A 17,176-nucleotide genomic window follows, 5' to 3' on the forward strand; every position below is an offset into this window, starting at 1 on the left:
AAGCTGATCGGAAAGAATCTGATGTTGAACTTTTCTCTGCCTGAAGCCGACTGTGCGGCGCCACTGCGCGCCCTCGCTGCCGAGCGCATTTTGTTGCTCGATGGGGCAATGGGCACCATGATCCAGACCCTCAGCATGACCGAAGAGGATTTTTCGGGCCAGGGGCATGTGCACGGGCCAGCGTGCCGGCATCATCCCACCGATCACCCGCAGAAGGGCAACAACGATCTGTTGGTGCTGACACAGCCGCAGGCCGTTGAGGATATCCAGCTCGAATTCGCGATGGCGGGCGCGGACATACTTGAAACCAACACGTTTTCTTCAACCACGATCGCTCAGGCTGATTACGGGTTGGAATCGGCGGTGCACGACCTGAACGTGGCCGGCGCGCAAGTGGCCCGCCGCGCTGCCGCGCGCGCCCAGGCCGCGGATGGCCGCCCACGTTTTGTCGCCGGCGCGGTAGGCCCGACAAACCGCACGGCCAGCATCAGCCCTGATGTGAACAACCCGGGGTTCCGCGCAATCACGTTTGATGAGCTACGGGTCGCTTACGGCCAGCAGATCGACGGATTGATCGAAGGAGGGGCCGACCTGATTCTGATCGAAACGATCTTTGATACGCTGAACGCAAAGGCAGCCATTTTTGCAGCGTTCGAAAGCTTCGCCAAAGTCGGAAGGCGGTTGCCGATCATGATTTCCGGGACGATAACTGACGCCTCGGGTCGTACTTTGTCGGGTCAAACGCCAACCGCCTTCTGGCATTCTGTCTCTCATGCGCGCCCTTTCAGTGTCGGGCTGAACTGCGCCCTGGGGGCCGCGGCGATGCGCCCGCACATAGCCGAAATTGCCGCAGTCGCAAACACTCTGACATGCGCCTACCCCAATGCCGGACTTCCCAATGCATTCGGCGAATATGATGAAACGCCCGAACAGACGGCTGCGCAGTTGGCCGAATTCGCGCGAGAGGGGATCGTGAACCTGGTGGGCGGCTGTTGTGGCACAACACCCGATCATATTCGCGCGATCGCCGAGGCCGTCGCGCCGATTTCGCCCAGAAAGGTTCCGTCATGACCCATTACTTGCGCCTGTCTGGTATGGAACCGTTCGTTCTGACCCCCGATATCCCTTTTGTGAATGTAGGCGAACGGACAAACGTTACCGGCTCGGCACGATTTCGCAAATTGATCGTCAATCGTGATTTCGCCGCGGCGCTGGATGTGGCGCGGGATCAGGTCGAAAACGGCGCGCAGATCATCGATGTGAACATGGATGAAGGACTCATCGACAGCAAACAGGCGATGGTCGAATTCCTGAACCTTATTGCGTCGGAACCTGACATCGCACGCGTCCCGTTGATGATTGACAGTTCAAAATGGGAGGTAATCGAAGCCGGCCTGCAATGTGTCCAAGGCAAGGCCATCGTGAACTCAATCAGCCTTAAGGAAGGCGAAGACGCTTTCCGTCACCACGCGCGCCTATGCATGGCATATGGTGCGGCGGTGGTTGTCATGGCTTTCGACGAAACCGGGCAAGCTGACACGTTTGAGCGCAAAACCAGCATTTGCGCACGTGCCTACCGCATTCTTGTCGAAGAGGTCGGGTTTCTGCCAGAAGATATCATTTTCGATCCGAATGTCTTTGCCGTGGCGACAGGGATTGAAGAGCACGACAATTACGGTGTCGATTTCATAGAAGCGACACGCTGGATCCGGCAAAACCTGCCTTACGCACATGTTTCGGGTGGGGTTTCGAACCTGTCATTCAGTTTCCGCGGAAACGAACCCGTGCGTGAAGCCATGCACGCGGTGTTCCTGTATCATGCGATCACGGCTGGCATGGACATGGGCATCGTCAATGCAGGGCAATTGGCCGTCTACGATCAGATCGACCCCGACCTGCGTGAAGCTTGCGAAGACGTGGTCCTGAATCGCACGCCAAAATCAGGCGGCACCGCGACCGAGAACCTCTTGGAAATCGCGGAACGCTTTCGTGGGGATAAACGCGAGGAAAAAGTTCGCGATCTGGCCTGGCGTGAGTGGCCCGTTGAAAAACGCCTGGAACACGCATTGGTCAACGGTATCACCGAATTCATCGAAGATGACACCGAAGCCGCACGCCTCAATGCCGAGCGTCCGCTGCATGTCATCGAAGGCCCTCTGATGGCGGGGATGAATGTCGTTGGCGACCTGTTTGGTGCAGGCAAGATGTTCTTGCCGCAGGTTGTAAAATCCGCGCGCGTCATGAAACAGGCGGTCGCCGTCCTGTTGCCTTACATGGAAGAAGAAAAACGTCGAACCGGCGACGATGGACGGCAAACGGCCGGCAAAGTGCTGATGGCGACGGTCAAAGGTGACGTTCACGACATCGGCAAGAACATTGTTGGCGTCGTCCTGGCTTGCAACAACTATGAAATCGTGGATTTGGGCGTCATGGTCCCGCCGCAAAAAATCCTACAGGTCGCGCGTGAGCAAGGCGTCGACGTCATTGGCCTGTCTGGCCTGATCACCCCGTCGCTGGACGAAATGGTGCATCTGGCTTCCGAAATGGAGCGTGAGGGCTTTGACGTGCCGCTGCTGATCGGCGGCGCGACCACATCAAAGGTCCACACCGCAGTGAAGATCGCGCCGCGCTACGAAAAAGGACAGGCTGTGTACGTTACAGATGCCAGCCGGGCAGTCGGGGTCGTCGGCGCCCTGTTGAATGCGGAACAAAAACCACAATACGTAGCGAACCTGCGCGCCGAGTATTCCGAAGTTGCCGACAAACACGAACGCGCCGAGCGGGCTAAGAACCGCCTTCCTCTGGTCGCAGCACGTGCAAACGCGTTGAAGCTGGATTGGACAGGCTACAAAGCGCCTGCACCGAAAATCACAGGCACGCGGGTGCTGGATGATTGGGATCTGGCGGAAATCTCGCGCTATATCGATTGGACGCCGTTTTTTCAGACATGGGAACTGCGCGGGGTCTATCCCAAGATCCTCGACGACGAAAAACAGGGTGAAGCGGCCCGCGCGTTGTTTGCTGATGCAAAAGACATGCTGGCAAAGATCATTGACGAACGATGGTTTACGCCGCGTGCGGTGGTCGGTTTCTGGCCAGCGAACTCTGTGGGCGATGACATTCGCCTGTTTACCGGCGAAGACCGGTCAGAACCGCTGACAACATTGCATACCCTGCGGCAACAGACATCGAAACGGCGGGACCGCCCCAATCTGGCGCTGGCAGATTTCGTGGCGCCCGAAGGAAAAGGCGCAGATCACGTGGGCGGTTTTGTTGTTACCGCCGGCCCGGAAGAAATCGAGATTGCGCAACGATTGGACAAGGCCAACGACAACTACGGCGCAATTTTGGTCAAGGCGCTGGCCGACCGTATTGCCGAAGCCATGGCCGAGATGCTGCACGAACGGGTGCGCCGAGAATTCTGGGGATATGCACCGGACGAGGGTTTTGACCCTCAGGCCCTTATCGGCGAGCCATACGATGGCATTCGCCCTGCGCCTGGCTATCCGGCCCAACCTGATCACACGGAAAAACGAACGTTGTTCAATCTGCTCGATGCCGAAGCAGCGACTGGCGTCGAATTGACGGACTCGATGGCAATGTGGCCCGGATCGTCTGTTTCGGGTCTCTATATCAGCCATCCGGACAGCTATTATTTTGGCGTCGGCAAAGTTGAACGGGACCAGGTCGAGGACTACGCCAATCGAAAAGGGATTTCGGTCGACGAGGCGGAGCGCTGGCTGGCGCCTGTGCTGAACTATGTGCCTAGGTCCAAATCCAGCTCTACGGCGGCGTAAATAACTGGTTTGGTCCGGGTCACATCCTGACGATGCCAGCTGCCATGTCTTGATTGGCGCCGACATGGCCGGGCCCCGACCAGTTCGACCATTCTTCCCGGCCCCTCGTCGCGTCGCGAACCGAGGGGCCGATTCGTTGTTCAACGGGCAAGTCGTACCTGGCAATTGACAACGATCTGGCCGCTGGCACTTGCACAAATTGTACCGGCTCTTGTTCGTCAGTAACCGGAATTGTCGATGTCGTGGATCGCGCCGGTGGTCAAAACTGGCGATGCGTCGATGCTGCGAGCATCCAGCATTTCAGCAACCCGTTCGAGCGAAGACACCAGTTGGGCTTGTTCCCAATTGGCCAACTTGGAAAATGCCCGGGCATACTTTTGCTGCAGGGCATCTGGCGCGCGTTCCAGCGTCTTGTTGCCTTGCGGGGTCGCCATGATGTTGGTCTTTCGACGATCATACTGGGACGGGACGCGATTCACCAATCCACGGGCCACAAGCTTGTCAACCAACGCTGTAACGGTGGCCTGCGTCACACCCATCTGTGTCGCCAGCGCCTTTGGCGTGATGTCGTCCCGTTCACCTACCACCTGAAGAACGCGCAGTTGCGCGGGCGTCACCCCGGCTGCATGGGCCAGGTCACGCTCATACAATTCGGTTGCCCGAAGAATCCGACGAAGCGCCACAAGGCTGTCGTCCAGTCTATATTCTCTTTCAGCTGACATGATTGGTTTATGGCATGCGGTTGCGGCCTGCTGCAATCCATGATCGCTGGCCCAAGATAGTTTGAAAGAGAAAGGGTATTTTCTTTGCTGACAGAAGCTATGGGCCAAATTTTGGACCAACATGCTTGTTTTGCTTGATAAATTTTTCTCTAAATTACTTTGGCCTTGAAATCATATCCTATCTAAACTACTTAGCAAGCCTAATGAAAAACAAGGATTAAGTGAATGCCAAAAGCCAGCGACAAACCCCGAGCGTCCGAGCCCTGTCTACGCAAACCTGACGCGACTGACGGGGCCGCAATCTGGGAGCTGGTGAAATCCTGCAAGCCGCTCGACGAAAACTCGATGTACTGCAACCTTGTGCAGGCCGATCATTTCCGAGACACCTGCGTGGTAGCGGAAATCGACGGCGAGCTAATGGGCTGGATTTCTGGACATATGATCCCTGACCGCGACGAATTGTTTGTTTGGCAGGTTGCCGTAAGCCCGCGGGCGCGGGGTCTCGGGTTAGGAAAAACGATGCTGCTCGAATTGATCGAACGCGACAAGTGTGATGCAGCGACGCAACTCAAAACGACCATCACAAAAGACAATGAAGCGTCTTGGGGGCTCTTCAAGAGCTTCGCGCGCGCGATTGGCGGAGATTTGACTGACGAACCGCATTTCGAGCGCGACACCCATTTCGAAGGGCGTCACGACACGGAACACATGGTCACGATTTCCCTGCCGGGACCGGATGTGATTGCCCGGGCTGCTTGATCCCCCATACCTCCCCCCAGAATTTCTCGAAAGGATACACCATGTCCAAGGACATGACAGAAAGCCGTGATATTTTCGAACGCCGCGAAAGCGAAGCGCGCTCGTATTGCAGATCCATGCCCGCGGTCTTCGCGTCGGCTAGCGGATCGCGACTGAACGACGAAAATGGAAATAGTTGGATCGATTTTCTGGCAGGGTGTTCTTCGTTGAACTATGGCCACAATGACCCTGATATGAAGACAGCGCTGGTCGACCACATTTTGGCGGACGGCATTGCGCACGGGTTGGATATGCACACCGATACCAAAGCACGCTTTCTGAGCGCGTTTGAGCAGCACATCCTTGCGCCGCGGGACATGGATCATCGCGTGATGTTCACCGGTCCGACCGGCGCGAACGCTGTGGAAGCGGCAATGAAAATTGCCCGCAAGGTGACCGGGCGCACCAATGTTATTGCGTTCACAAACGGATTTCATGGCGTGACCGCCGGTGCGCTTGCCGCTACGGGCAACGGCTATCATCGCGGTGGCGCGGGCATGGCGCTGAACGGTGTCACGCGCATGCCGTATGATCAGTATTTTGGCGACGACATCGACACCGCCGATTTGCTTGAGCAGCAATTGTCGGACCCTTCCAGTGGGATCGACGCACCCGCAGCCATTATCCTTGAGACGGTCCAGGGCGAAGGCGGTCTGAATGCCGCGCGTGCTGAATGGGTTCAGAAAATCGAAAAAATTGCCCATCGGCATGGCGCCCTTCTGATCGTGGACGATATCCAGGCAGGTTGCGGCCGCTGCGGGACGTTCTTTTCCTTTGAAAATATGGACATCACGCCAGACATTGTGACCATGGCCAAATCGCTTTCGGGCTTCGGCTTGCCGATGGCAATGGTCTTGGTGCGCCCTGAACATGACGTGTTTGGCCCTGCCGAACACAATGGTACATTCCGGGGCAACACCCATGCGTTTGTCACCGCGCGCGTTGCGATCGAAAAATTCTGGAGCGACTCTGCGTTTCAGAGCAGCCTGGCCGGGAAAGAGGCCTTGGTCCACGGGCGATTGCTGGAATTGGCATCGCTGGTGCCCGGCGCCAAGCTGAAAGGACGCGGGCTGATGCAGGGCGTTGATGTTGGCTCAGGCGAACTTGCCGCAGATATTTGCGCCCGCGCCTACACCAAGGGACTGATCATTGAAACGTCCGGCAACCGAGACCAGGTGGTCAAGGTTCTCGCGCCTCTTACGACTTCCGAAAAAGAATTCGATACGGGCTTTAATATCCTTTTGGACGCCGCGCGGGATGCCGTCGCTGGCCTGACCAAGATCGCAGCGGAGTAAATTCCATGATTGTCAGAGACCTGAACGAGATCATCGAAAACGACCGTGACCGCGTTGTATCGGACGCCCAGTGGACCAGCGTCCGCTTGTTGCTGGCGAACGACGAAATGGGCTTTTCGTTTCACATAACTTACCTGCAAGCGGGCTCAGAACATACGTTCGAATACAAGAACCATTTCGAAAGCGTCTACTGTATGCAGGGCAAAGGATCGATCACCGACCTAGCCACGGGCGAAACGCACCAGATTTCGCCAGGCGTCATGTACGCGCTGAACAAGCACGATCGTCACATTCTTCGCGCCGAAGAGGAATTGGTTATGGCCTGTTGCTTTAACCCGCCAGTGACGGGCACCGAAGTCCATCAGGCCGACGGATCTTACGCGCCGGCCAAGGCAGACTGACATGGCACATACTGTGGAAAAGATCGGCGGGACAACAATGTCCCGCATCAATGAACTGTACGATACGCTCTTCACGGGTGATCGTTCCGGCCCCGATATTTACGGGCGCGTGTTCATCGTGTCCGCCTTTGGCGGGATCACCAACCTGCTTCTCGAACACAAGAAATCCGGTGAACCCGGCGTCTACGGTCTGTTTGCCAATGATGACACCCATCATGCTTGGCACGATCAACTTGACCGCGTTGCACAGGCGATGAAAGACGCTCACGCCGAGATTCTGACTGCCCCGGCAGACCTCCAGCAAGCCGATGCGTTCGTCGATGAGCGTATCCATGGCGCGCGCGGTTGCTTGATCGATTTGCAACGCCTGTGCAGCTATGGGCATTTCCGGTTGGCCGAACATATGGCCCATACCCGTGAATTGCTCTCGGGTCTGGGCGAAGCGCATTCCGCCTTTGCCACGACGCTGATGCTTCAGCGCAACGGCCTCAACGCACGATTTGTCGACCTGTCGGGCTGGCGCGATGCTGGCGACGTGTCGCTGGATGAACGCATCACAAACGCTTTTGCCGATGTCGATCCGTCCACCGAGATGCCGATTGTCACGGGCTACGCTCAGTGTGTTGAAGGTCTCATGGGCGAATTTGATCGCGGTTATTCCGAAGTGACGTTTTCCCGGCTGGCCGCACTGACCGGCGCGCGCGAAGCGATCATCCACAAGGAATTTCATCTGTCATCTTGCGATCCCAAGCTGGTCGGCGATGCCGCTGTCCGCAAACTTGGCAGGACCAATTTTGACGTCGCTGATCAGTTGTCGAACATGGGGATGGAAGCTATCCACCCAAAGGCCGCCAAGACACTACGGCAAGCTGATGTTCCATTGCGGGTGACAAACGCTTTCGACCCGGGTGATCCGGGCACCTTGATCGACGATCAGCCCGCTGACTCGCCGGCCGTTGAAATCATCACCGGCCTGGATATCGTCACCCTTGAAGTGTTCGAACAGGACATGGTGGGGGTCAAAGGATACGATGCGGCAATCTTGGATGTCCTTGCGCGCCACCGCGTGCGTATCGTGTCCAAGGTTTCGAATGCGAACACGATTACCCATTACCTCGACACATCGTTGAAGACGATGCGGCGGGTCGAACGGGACATCGCCAAGCTATACCCATCTGCGGAAATCATCACCCGAACCATGTCGATGGTGTCGGCAATCGGTCGCGATCTGAACGGGCTGTCCGTGTTGACGCGTGGGTTGACGGCTATCGCAGGCGCCGGACTGGAAGCGGTTGGCGCCAGTCAAGGCCCGCGCAACGTCGACGTCCAGTTCGTTCTGGATCGCGATGCATTAAAGCCGGCTATTGCGGCTTTGCACGCTGAGTTGATCGAAGCTGCGCCGGCCCGACTGACCCGCGCCGCCTGATTTTCAGCTCACGTTTTGCCCGGCAACGGATCTTGCCGTTGCCGGGCAACGTTCTCAACCTAGAACCGACGCGACCGCCTTTGTGAATTTGCCGACGACGTGATCGACCTCGTCCCTTGTGATGCACAGCGGCGGGGCAAATCCTGTAATGTCTCCCTCGGGCATGGCGCGGGCAATGACGCCTTCGTCGAAGAGCGCAGCAACCACACGCGGCCCGATCTTTTCGGCAGGATCAAAGAATGTTCGACTGTCCCGGTCGGCGACAAATTCGACTGCTGCCATAAGGCCCTCGCCGCGCACCTGTCCGACATTGACGTGTTCGACCAGAGCATCATTGAGCGCGGCCTGGAAATAAGCCCCAGTGGACCCGGCGTTGCTGACCAGATCCAGATCATCAATAAGTTTGAGGTTCGCGACACCCGCCGCCGCCCCGATAGGGTGGGCCGAATAGGTCCATCCATGGCCGATGGGACCATTTTCGTCGGTACCCTGCATCAGCACCTTCCACATCTTGTCACCTACGATTGATCCCGACAGCGGCGCATAAGCGCTGGTCAGTCCTTTTGCGATCGTGATCAGGTCGGGTTTCAACCCAAAGTGATCCGAGCCGAACATCGTACCCAGCCGTCCAAACCCCGTGACCACTTCATCGGCGACCAGCAGAATGTCGTGACGCTCCAACACTTTCTGGATCGCGGCCCAATAACCTTCGGGCGGGGGCACAAGACCGCCGGTTCCCAGCACGGGCTCTCCTATGAACGCGGCGATCGTGTCAGCGCCTTCGCGCTCAATCAGTGCCTCAAGTTCGGCCGCGCAATGTGCTGAAAAGTCAGCTTCGGACATTGCCGCGTCGGACCGGCGGAAATAGTAGGGCGCTTCGGTGTGGATGACCTGGGCAAGCGGAAGGTCGAACTTGTCGTGAAACCCCTTCAAACCGGTCAAAGATCCCGTCATCAGGCCCGATCCGTGATAGCCACGCCACCGAGATATGATTTTCTTCTTTTCCGGACGCCCCAGGATGTTGTTGTAGTACCAGATCAACTTGATGTTGGTTTCGTTTGCATCTGAGCCGCCCAGGCCAAAGTAAACCTTCGACATCCCGGCGGGCGCCCGGTCGAGGATCATTTTCGACAGGGTGATGGACGCTTCGGTGCCGTGGCCGACATAGGCGTGATAATAGGCCAGCTCACGCGCCTGTTCAGCGATGGCGTCGGCGATCTCGGCGCGCCCGTACCCAACATTCACGCAATAAAGACCCGCAAAGGCATCAAGTAGACGGCGTCCTTCGCGGTCGGTGATATACACGCCGTCGCCGCCGGTAATCACACGCGTCGGGGTTTCGCCGCGTGCATGGGCACCGAGTGCAGTGGACGCATGAAAGAAATTCTCGCGATCCCAGGCGCTAAGTTGATCATTGGTAAGCATCATTCGTCCTTTTCGTTTGTAATTTTTTGCTTGTCGCCGTCTATGCCCAGTCGCGGCAGACGTACTTGATATCTGTGAACGCCTCGAGCCCGGCGCGGGCCCCTTCACGCGCAAGACCCGACTGTTTCATACCGCCGAATGGGATCGGCGCCCCGGTCACCTTGGTGCGGTTCACAGCGACCATGCCGAACTGTAGCGCCCGGCTGAGCCGATAAATTCGTCGCGGATCCGTCGTGTGGATATAGGCCACCAGCCCGTATTCGGTGGCATTGGCGCGCGCCACCACTTCCGCTTCGTCTTTGAAGGATGCGATCGCAGCGACGGGGCCAAAAGTCTCGTGGTGGAAAATGTCAGCCGCATCCGGGACATCTACAAGCACAGTCGGTTCAAAAAACAGCGGGCCCATGCCCGAAACCTTGCCGCCCTGTATGCAGCGCGCGCCTTTGGCAATCGCGTCAGAGACATGGGCCCTCTGCTTGGCCACGGCATTGTCGTTCATCAGGGGGCCAAGATCCTGATCCGTCATCCCCGGTCCCATGGTCAGTTTTGCCACGCGGGCGGCAAATTTTTCACAAAAAGCGTCATAAACAGGGTCTTCGACAAAGAACCGATTGGCCCCAAGGCAATCCTGACCGGTCGTCGCAAACTTGGCTTTGATGGCCTCGTCAACCGCTTGGTCAAGATCACAATCGGCAAAGACCAGGAAAGGCGCATGTCCTCCCAGCTCAAGCACCAGTCGTTTGATGGTGTCGGCTGAGCGGCGATAAAGGTGCCGCCCGATATCTGTCGAACCGGTAAAGGACAATGCGCGCACGCGTGGATCGGTCAACCAAGGTTCGACCACCTCGGGCGCGTCACCTGTCACCACGTTGATCACGCCCGCCGGAAAACCGGACCGTTCTGCCAATTCCACCAATGCCAGCGCGGAAAAGGGTGTCTCGGCCGATGGATGAACCACGACCGTGCATCCGGCGGCCAGCGCTGCGGCCGCCTTTCGCGTGATCATCGCCGACGGGAAATTCCATGGCGTGATCAACGCGGCTACGCCGACCGGTTCCAGCCAAAGCTCCATTTCCGCATCCGGCAGATGTGACGTTACGCTTTCGATGTTTGGTCTCTTGGCCTCTTCGGAATAGAATTCCACGAACGACGCGGCATAGTCGATTTCGCCGCGCGCTTCGGACAAGGGTTTGCCTTGTTCCGTCGTCATCAGGCGGGCCAGATCTTCACGATGCGCATTGATAAGCTCGAACCACTTGCGCAAGAGCGCCGCGCGTTCCTGAGGCATGCATGCAGCCCATCCCGCAAAGGCAGCATGCGCCGCATCAACGGCCAGTTTGCTGTCGGCCGCGGTCAGCTTTGCAACCTCGCCTATACAGAGCCCGTCAGCAGGGTCGAATACGGAAAAACTATTGCCTGCATCGCCGCCGGTCCAACGACCGTTGATGTAAGAAAACCCCTTGAGCAAGGTTGCGTCTTTCAGATCCATGCCTTTAGGGCGGTCGAGCTGCTGTGCGGTCATTCCATTTGGTCTCATGTTTGGGGTGCTGTTTCCCAAACCATAGGCCAATCGCCGCCGCGATTTTTTCCGAACTGCAAACCCGCGGGGTCGGATTCTTCTGTTTTTTGGACGTAAACTTGTTAATCCATCTGCGCTGCGAGCAGTTCAACCATAGAAGAAGGGGCCGACTTGACCTGTTTGGTGACAATGTAGGTGAAGTACCGCTTCATGCCGATCTTGGCGTCCAGCATCTCATCGATCATGCGTTGATAGGAATTGATATCCCGCGTGTTCACCTGCATCAGATAGTCGACGCCGCCGCCGATAGCCCAGCACCCGGTCACATCCGGATAGTCTTGGATCGCCGTTTCGAATGTCTTGAAACTCTGGGCCATGTGGGATTCCAACTCGACCATCAAGAAGATCACGACGTTGGCCGACAACTGCGACAGGTCGATTTCGGCGCGATACCCTTTGATCAATCCGGCCTTTTCAAGCCGCTTTATTCGTTCCCAGCAAGGCGACGGCGACAGGTTCACCCGCTGTGCCAGTTCGGATTTGGAAATCCGCCCTTCGGTGGACAGTATCTGCAGGATACGAACGTCTCTTGGGTCGAGTTGAAGTGTCATGCCTGCAGCTAGGACCGCTGGATTGGACTTGTCAAACCAGATTGCTCCGACCAACACTAAACCATGACAATTTGGCCTCCAAAGCGCGAAGCGCTGACCCGTCCTGCCTATCATTCTTTGGCACAGTGCCTGATGCGTGCGATCGAGGCTGGGGAAGTTCCTGCCGGCACAAAACTACCGACCCATCGTGCGCTGGCTTTCGATTTGGGTCTAAGCGTTCAAACAGTCAGTCGCGCCTATGAGGAATTGACCCGACTAGGGGTCATTTCCGGCCAGGTGGGGCGGGGCAGCTATGTTCAGCCCAAGACAACCGAGGCGCCGTTGCCGTGGCATCGCCCGCATGGCACCAACCAGATCATTGACCTGTCCATGCTGGTCCCGGTCACGGGCGATGTTCACGGCGAACTGACCGCAGATGTCATGCGCGGCATTGCCGAGGATTTGCCGCAAGCGGCGGCGTTTTCCTTGCGTCCGCGCGAAACCCTTGAGGCACACAACCGCCAAGCCTGCGATTGGCTGGAACTCTGTGGTGTGCATGTTGGCAGCCAGGATCAAATTCTGCCCACAAACGGCAACACGCCGGCGATGACCTGCGCTTTGATGACCGCAGCAATGCCCGGCGACGTCATCGTTTCGGAAGATGTGGGCCATCATACGCTCAACTCTCTCGCCTCTGTTCTTGGGCTGAAGCTGACGGGTTTGGCCATGGACGATCAAGGCATTTTGCCTGAGGCGTTCGAAAAGGCGTGCAACAATAGCTCGGTGACGGCGCTTTGCGTCATGCCTGCGGGATTGGGGCCGACAGCGTCGAAAATGGGGATAGAGCGCCGGAAAGCGATCGTCGAAATTGCGCGTCGCCATTCTGTCTGGATTATCGAGAATGACGCGTGGGGGCCATTGGAACCCGACAGGACACCGCCTATCGCGTCACTTGCGCCCGAGCTGACGTTCTATTTCACTGGCATGTCCAAATCCATCTTGCCAGGTCTTCGCATCGCGTGGCTGGTCATTCCCGAATCCAAGGTTCACGCGGCCCGCACCCGTCACCTTGTCACGAACTGGATGGCCACGCCGATCATTGCCGAGATCGCAAGCCGATGGATCGAAGACGGAACAGCGCGACACCTGTTGAATTGGCAGCGCCAGCATCTTGCGCGGCGCAACAGAATCGTCGCGGACGTTTTGCATGACGTGTCTTACAGATCTACGCCCTACGGCTTGCATGTCTGGCTATCGCTGCCTGACCATTGGCCCGAGGACAAGATTGTCGCGCTTGCGCGCAACGACGGCGTCGCGGTGGCGTCGGGCGCGAATTTCCGGGTCGATGGGGCACAGCCCCAACGGGGCATTCGCGTATGTCTGGGTGCAGGCAGCGAGCGGGATCTTGAAATCGGATTGAACGTCCTGCGGCGGCTGGTCCAATCCACGCCGGAACCTGCTGTGCTGGCAATTTGAGCGCTAACCTATTTTACCCGCCTGGACGACACGCCGATATTGTCATGGTTCAATATATCAATTGACATGATTGCGAGTTCTTCCACCCTCTAGGCGAGTGGAGCGGGGCTTGGTGTGTGGTAAAATGCTACGCACCTGTTACGTTTCGTAGGAATTAATTGTCCGCGGCAGACGCTCTGCACACCAGCCAGACGGGCTGGTTTTGCACGTGGGGCATCTGCGCGAAAAACACGGAGAGGACACATCCATGACCTTCAAATCCATTCTCGCCAGTGGGGCTGCCCTGACTCTGATGGCCGGTACCGCCTTTGCCGACACCTGGCGCTACGCATTTGAGGAATCCCTTGAGGAAGTTCAGGGCCAGTATGCCCAGAAGTTCAAAGAATATGTCGAGGCGAATTCCGACCATACGGTACAGCTGTTTCCGTTCGGAACCCTGGGCGAATCCGCAGACATCATGGAGCAAGCGCAAGCGGGAATTCTGCAATTCGTAAATCAATCGCCGGGCTTCACCGGTTCATTGATCCCAGAAGCCCAAGTCTTTTTTGTGCCCTACCTGCTGCCGACCGACCAAGAACAACTTGCCCGCTTCTATAAAGACAGCAAGGCGATCAACGAAGATTTCCAGGAGCTCTATGCACAACAGGGCCTGGAATTGCTTACGATGTATCCCGAGGGCGAAGTCGCAATGACGACGAAGGATCCCGTCAAATCCTGCGAAGACCTGAACGAGGTCAAGTTCCGCGTCATGACCAACCCGCTGCTCGTGGAAAGCTACAAAGCCTTTGGCGCGACCCCGACGCCCCTGCCTTGGGGCGAAGTGTACGGCGGTTTGCAAACCAACATCATCCAAGGTCAGGAAAACCCCACGTTCTTCCTCTATTCGACCAAAATCTACGAGGTGACCGATTACATCACCTACACAGGCCACAACAACTTTACGACGGCGCTGATGGCAAACATGGATTTCTACGAAGGCTTGTCGGAAGAAGACCAGAACGTCATTCAGACCGCCTCTGACGAAGCTTACGACTTTATCGTAGAGTACCAAAAAGGTCTTGCCGACGCCGAGCTTGCCAAGATCATGGACGCCAAACCCGACATGACCGTGACGGTTCTGTCCGAAGAAGAACGGGCCTGTTTCAAGGCCGCGGCGCAAGAAGTCGAAGCCAAGTTCATCGAAATGACCGGTGAAGGCGGCAAAGCGATATTGGAACAGATGAAAGCAGACCTGGCAGCAGCTGCTGAAGGCTGAGCTTTGTGACGATTTTCCGGCAGGTACCCCCTGCCGGGAACTTTGCCGATAGCCGAGGACGTCCATTTGACCGACCAACCCCAAGCTGAAGAACACGCATCGAGCCTTCCCGGTTTTCTGGGCACCATAGACAGTGCAATTTCGCGCATCGAATCCGTGATGCTGGCCGTAGGCGTTCTGCTGATGGCAGCGAACACCATCAGCAATGTCATCGGGCGCTTTGTGTTTCAAAGCAGTCTGTTCTTTTCTGAGGAATTGAACCGTATCCTGATTATCTTGATCACCTTCGCTGGGATCAGCTACGCGGCCAGACAGGGGCGTCATATCCGGATGTCGGCCATTTACGATGCCATGCCGCCCCGCGTGCGCAAGATCATGATGATCGTGATTGCACTGGTCACATCCGTTTTCATGTTCGGACTGTGCTATTTCGCCGTCCAGTATATCGGCACCCAAGCCAGCCGCGGACGCGTTCTGCCATCTCTGCAAATCCCGGTATGGTGGACACTGGTTTGGGTCCCGGTCGGGTTTTTCATGACCGGGATGCAGTACCTGCTGACGGCAATCAAAAATATCACGTCCAAAGATATATACCTGTCGACCAATGTTCTCGAAGGCTACGAAAGCGACGAGATCGAGATTTAGGGAACCACGCGCATGGCCTTTTCCATTTTTTCCATCATGATCGTGCTTCTTTTGCTCGGGTTTCCCATGATGATCCCGCTGATCACCGGGGCCTTTACCGGCTTTTACATGATGCTGAACGGGTTTTCGCAAATGGAGACCATGATCCAGCAGTTCATGGCCGGTATTCGCCCCGCGTCCCTGATCGCGGTGCCGATGTTTATTTTCGCGGCCGACATCATGACACGTGGCCAATCTGCTGACCGGCTGATTGACATGGTCATGAAATTTCTGGGGCACATCAAAGGTGGGCTTGCCGTATCGACCGCGACCGCCTGCACCATGTTCGGGGCTGTATCCGGATCTACCCAGGCAACGGTGGTCGCCGTGGGCGGGCCACTCCGCCCGCGGATGCTCAAAGCCGGGTATAAAGATAGTTTCGTGCTGGCGTTGATTGTCAATTCGTCAGACATCGCGTTCCTCATCCCGCCGTCTATCGGAATGATCATCTATGGCGTGGTGTCCAACACATCGATTTCCGAGCTGTTTATCGCAGGGATTGGGCCCGGACTTCTGATTCTACTGCTTTTTTCTACCTACTCCATCATTTACGCGATACGGAACAACGTGCCGACCGAGGAAAAGGCGACATGGTCCGAGCGGGCCATCGCCGTTCGACAAGCAATCTGGCCGCTTGGATTTCCCGTCATCATCATCGGCGGTATCTACGGTGGCATTTTTTCCCCAACCGAAGCGGCGGCAGCGTGCGTTCTTTACGCCTTGCTTCTTGAGGTGGTGGTGTTTCGCTCGATGAGTCTTTCCGCAGTCTATGACACGGCCAAGTCGACCGGGCTTATCACGGCAGTCGTCTTCATTCTGGTGGCCGCCGGGGCGGCGTTCTCGTGGGTCATTTCGTTTGCCCAGATCCCGCAGGCAATCCTGGGGTCGATAGGGATCGACGAAATGGGTCAGTATGGCGTGCTGATCGTGATTTCGATCGCGTTCTTCGTTGGTTGCATGTTCGTCGACCCCATCGTGGTGATCCTCGTGCTGGTGCCTATCTTTGCACCGGTCGTCAACGATGTGGGGCTGGACCCGGTTCTGGTCGGCACTGTGATCACGTTGCAGGTCGCGATCGGGTCTGCTACGCCGCCATTCGGCTGCGATATCTTTACGGCGATCGCGGTTTTCAAACGCCCCTATTTCGAAGTGATCAAGGGCACGCCACCGTTTATCTTCATCCTGTTATGCGTCTCTGTCGCGTTGATCTTTTTCCCACAGATCGCCTTGTTTCTACGTGATCTGGCATTCGCGAAATAACGAAGGGAGGACCGCATGTTCACCAATATCCTGGTGCCCGTCGATGGTTCCAAGAACGCCAGTGCGGCCTTGGAGACTGCCGTCAATCTGGCCAAGACGACGGATGGCAGCATCACGATCCTGACAATCTATCGCCATCACTCGCTGCTTGAGGCATCGTTTTCCATGGTGCGGCGCGAAACGCCGGCGCCGATGGATGATGTCATGCGGGATTTCGCAAAAGAGGTCGCAGACAACGCAAGATCGCTGGCCCGCCAATTAGGTGCGACCAACGTCCGGGCAGTTGTCAAAAACGGTCCCGTTGCGCGCGGCATCGTCGCCTATGCAAAGGATAAAGGCGTGGATTTGATCGTGATGGGGGGCCGTGGAATGGGATCGGTCGAGAATTATTTGCTCGGCAGCGTGTCGCACAAGGTGACGGGCACGTCCGTGTGCCCTGTTCTGATCGTCTGACATCATGACTTCACCGGTTCAGGTGTCGCTTTCTCCTGTAGAGGTTCTTTTCGAGCCGGCCAACCAAGTCGTGCG

At 56.9% G+C, this 17,176-nt stretch carries 15 protein-coding genes; 11 read left to right on the forward strand and 4 right to left on the reverse strand.

Annotated elements, in window-relative coordinates; translation table 11 throughout:
- The first annotated feature begins 21 nt into the window (after positions 1 to 21).
- Together ACP2AV_RS01455 and metH are read left to right on the forward strand one after the other, a co-directional pair.
- Complete coding sequence (locus ACP2AV_RS01455; RefSeq protein ID WP_426370872.1) at positions 22 to 1,071, forward strand: homocysteine S-methyltransferase family protein; 1,050 nt, start codon at positions 22 to 24, stop codon at positions 1,069 to 1,071.
- Positions 1,068 to 3,797 carry a methionine synthase gene (gene metH / locus ACP2AV_RS01460; protein WP_426370873.1) on the forward strand — a complete coding sequence of 910 codons (2,730 nt, stop codon included), beginning with the start codon at positions 1,068 to 1,070 and terminating at the stop codon, positions 3,795 to 3,797. Before ACP2AV_RS01455 ends, metH begins: the two co-directional genes overlap by 4 nt.
- A 218-nt stretch (positions 3,798 to 4,015) precedes the next feature.
- Here metH and ACP2AV_RS01465 read toward each other — a convergent pair whose 3' ends face one another.
- Positions 4,016 to 4,519 carry a MarR family winged helix-turn-helix transcriptional regulator gene (locus ACP2AV_RS01465; RefSeq protein ID WP_426370875.1) on the reverse strand — a complete coding sequence of 168 codons (504 nt, stop codon included), beginning with the start codon at positions 4,517 to 4,519 and terminating at the stop codon, positions 4,016 to 4,018.
- Positions 4,520 to 4,744: 225 nt separating this feature from the next.
- Here ACP2AV_RS01465 and ectA point away from each other — a divergent pair, with 225 nt between their 5' ends.
- The 4 genes from ectA to ACP2AV_RS01485 are packed head-to-tail and all read left to right on the forward strand — an operon-like array spanning position 4,745 to position 8,439.
- Positions 4,745 to 5,278 carry a diaminobutyrate acetyltransferase gene (ectA, locus tag ACP2AV_RS01470; RefSeq protein WP_426370876.1) on the forward strand — a complete coding sequence of 178 codons (534 nt, stop codon included), beginning with the start codon at positions 4,745 to 4,747 and terminating at the stop codon, positions 5,276 to 5,278.
- Positions 5,279 to 5,319: 41 nt separating this feature from the next.
- Positions 5,320 to 6,612: a diaminobutyrate--2-oxoglutarate transaminase gene (gene ectB, locus ACP2AV_RS01475; protein WP_426370877.1), complete on the forward strand. Its 1,293-nt coding sequence runs from the start codon at positions 5,320 to 5,322 to the stop codon at positions 6,610 to 6,612.
- Between the two features lie 5 nt (positions 6,613 to 6,617).
- Positions 6,618 to 7,013 carry an ectoine synthase gene (locus ACP2AV_RS01480; RefSeq protein ID WP_426370878.1) on the forward strand — a complete coding sequence of 132 codons (396 nt, stop codon included), beginning with the start codon at positions 6,618 to 6,620 and terminating at the stop codon, positions 7,011 to 7,013.
- A gap of 1 nt (position 7,014) precedes the next feature.
- Positions 7,015 to 8,439, forward strand: a complete 1,425-nt coding sequence (locus ACP2AV_RS01485) for an aspartate kinase (protein WP_426370880.1) — start codon at positions 7,015 to 7,017, stop codon at positions 8,437 to 8,439.
- A 54-nt stretch (positions 8,440 to 8,493) separates the two neighbouring features.
- Here the strand turns inward: ACP2AV_RS01485 and ACP2AV_RS01490 are convergent, their stop codons facing one another.
- The 3 genes from ACP2AV_RS01490 to ACP2AV_RS01500 all read right to left on the reverse strand — a co-directional run bounded on the left by ACP2AV_RS01490 (position 8,494) and on the right by ACP2AV_RS01500 (position 11,994).
- The gene (locus tag ACP2AV_RS01490) at positions 8,494 to 9,864 is read right to left on the reverse strand and encodes an aspartate aminotransferase family protein (protein WP_426371341.1); all 1,371 of its coding nucleotides are present in this window, start codon (positions 9,862 to 9,864) and stop codon (positions 8,494 to 8,496) included.
- A gap of 40 nt (positions 9,865 to 9,904) precedes the next feature.
- Positions 9,905 to 11,353: an NAD-dependent succinate-semialdehyde dehydrogenase gene (locus tag ACP2AV_RS01495; RefSeq protein ID WP_426371342.1), complete on the reverse strand. Its 1,449-nt coding sequence runs from the start codon at positions 11,351 to 11,353 to the stop codon at positions 9,905 to 9,907.
- Between the two features lie 152 nt (positions 11,354 to 11,505).
- Entirely contained in the window at positions 11,506 to 11,994 is a 489-nt protein-coding gene (locus tag ACP2AV_RS01500; protein WP_426370881.1) for an Lrp/AsnC family transcriptional regulator, read from the reverse strand.
- A gap of 63 nt (positions 11,995 to 12,057) precedes the next feature.
- Here ACP2AV_RS01500 and ACP2AV_RS01505 point away from each other — a divergent pair, with 63 nt between their 5' ends.
- From ACP2AV_RS01505 to ACP2AV_RS01525, 5 genes are all read left to right on the forward strand, one after another.
- On the forward strand, positions 12,058 to 13,449 hold the full coding sequence (locus ACP2AV_RS01505; protein ID WP_426370882.1) for a PLP-dependent aminotransferase family protein: 1,392 nt from the start codon (positions 12,058 to 12,060) through the stop codon (positions 13,447 to 13,449).
- A 247-nt stretch (positions 13,450 to 13,696) separates the two neighbouring features.
- A complete protein-coding gene (gene dctP, locus ACP2AV_RS01510; RefSeq protein ID WP_426370883.1) occupies positions 13,697 to 14,704 on the forward strand; it encodes a TRAP transporter substrate-binding protein DctP in 1,008 nt (335 codons plus the stop codon).
- Between the two features lie 66 nt (positions 14,705 to 14,770).
- Positions 14,771 to 15,349: a TRAP transporter small permease gene (locus ACP2AV_RS01515; protein ID WP_426370884.1), complete on the forward strand. Its 579-nt coding sequence runs from the start codon at positions 14,771 to 14,773 to the stop codon at positions 15,347 to 15,349.
- A gap of 12 nt (positions 15,350 to 15,361) precedes the next feature.
- On the forward strand, positions 15,362 to 16,648 hold the full coding sequence (locus tag ACP2AV_RS01520; RefSeq protein ID WP_426370885.1) for a TRAP transporter large permease: 1,287 nt from the start codon (positions 15,362 to 15,364) through the stop codon (positions 16,646 to 16,648).
- 15 nt (positions 16,649 to 16,663) lie between these two features.
- Complete coding sequence (locus tag ACP2AV_RS01525) at positions 16,664 to 17,101, forward strand: universal stress protein (RefSeq protein ID WP_426370886.1); 438 nt, start codon at positions 16,664 to 16,666, stop codon at positions 17,099 to 17,101.
- Positions 17,102 to 17,176: the final 75 nt, after the last annotated feature.

It is taken from the genome of Aliiroseovarius sp. PTFE2010 (genome assembly GCF_049943335.1).
Lineage (GTDB): Bacteria > Pseudomonadota > Alphaproteobacteria > Rhodobacterales > Rhodobacteraceae > JBNFVY01.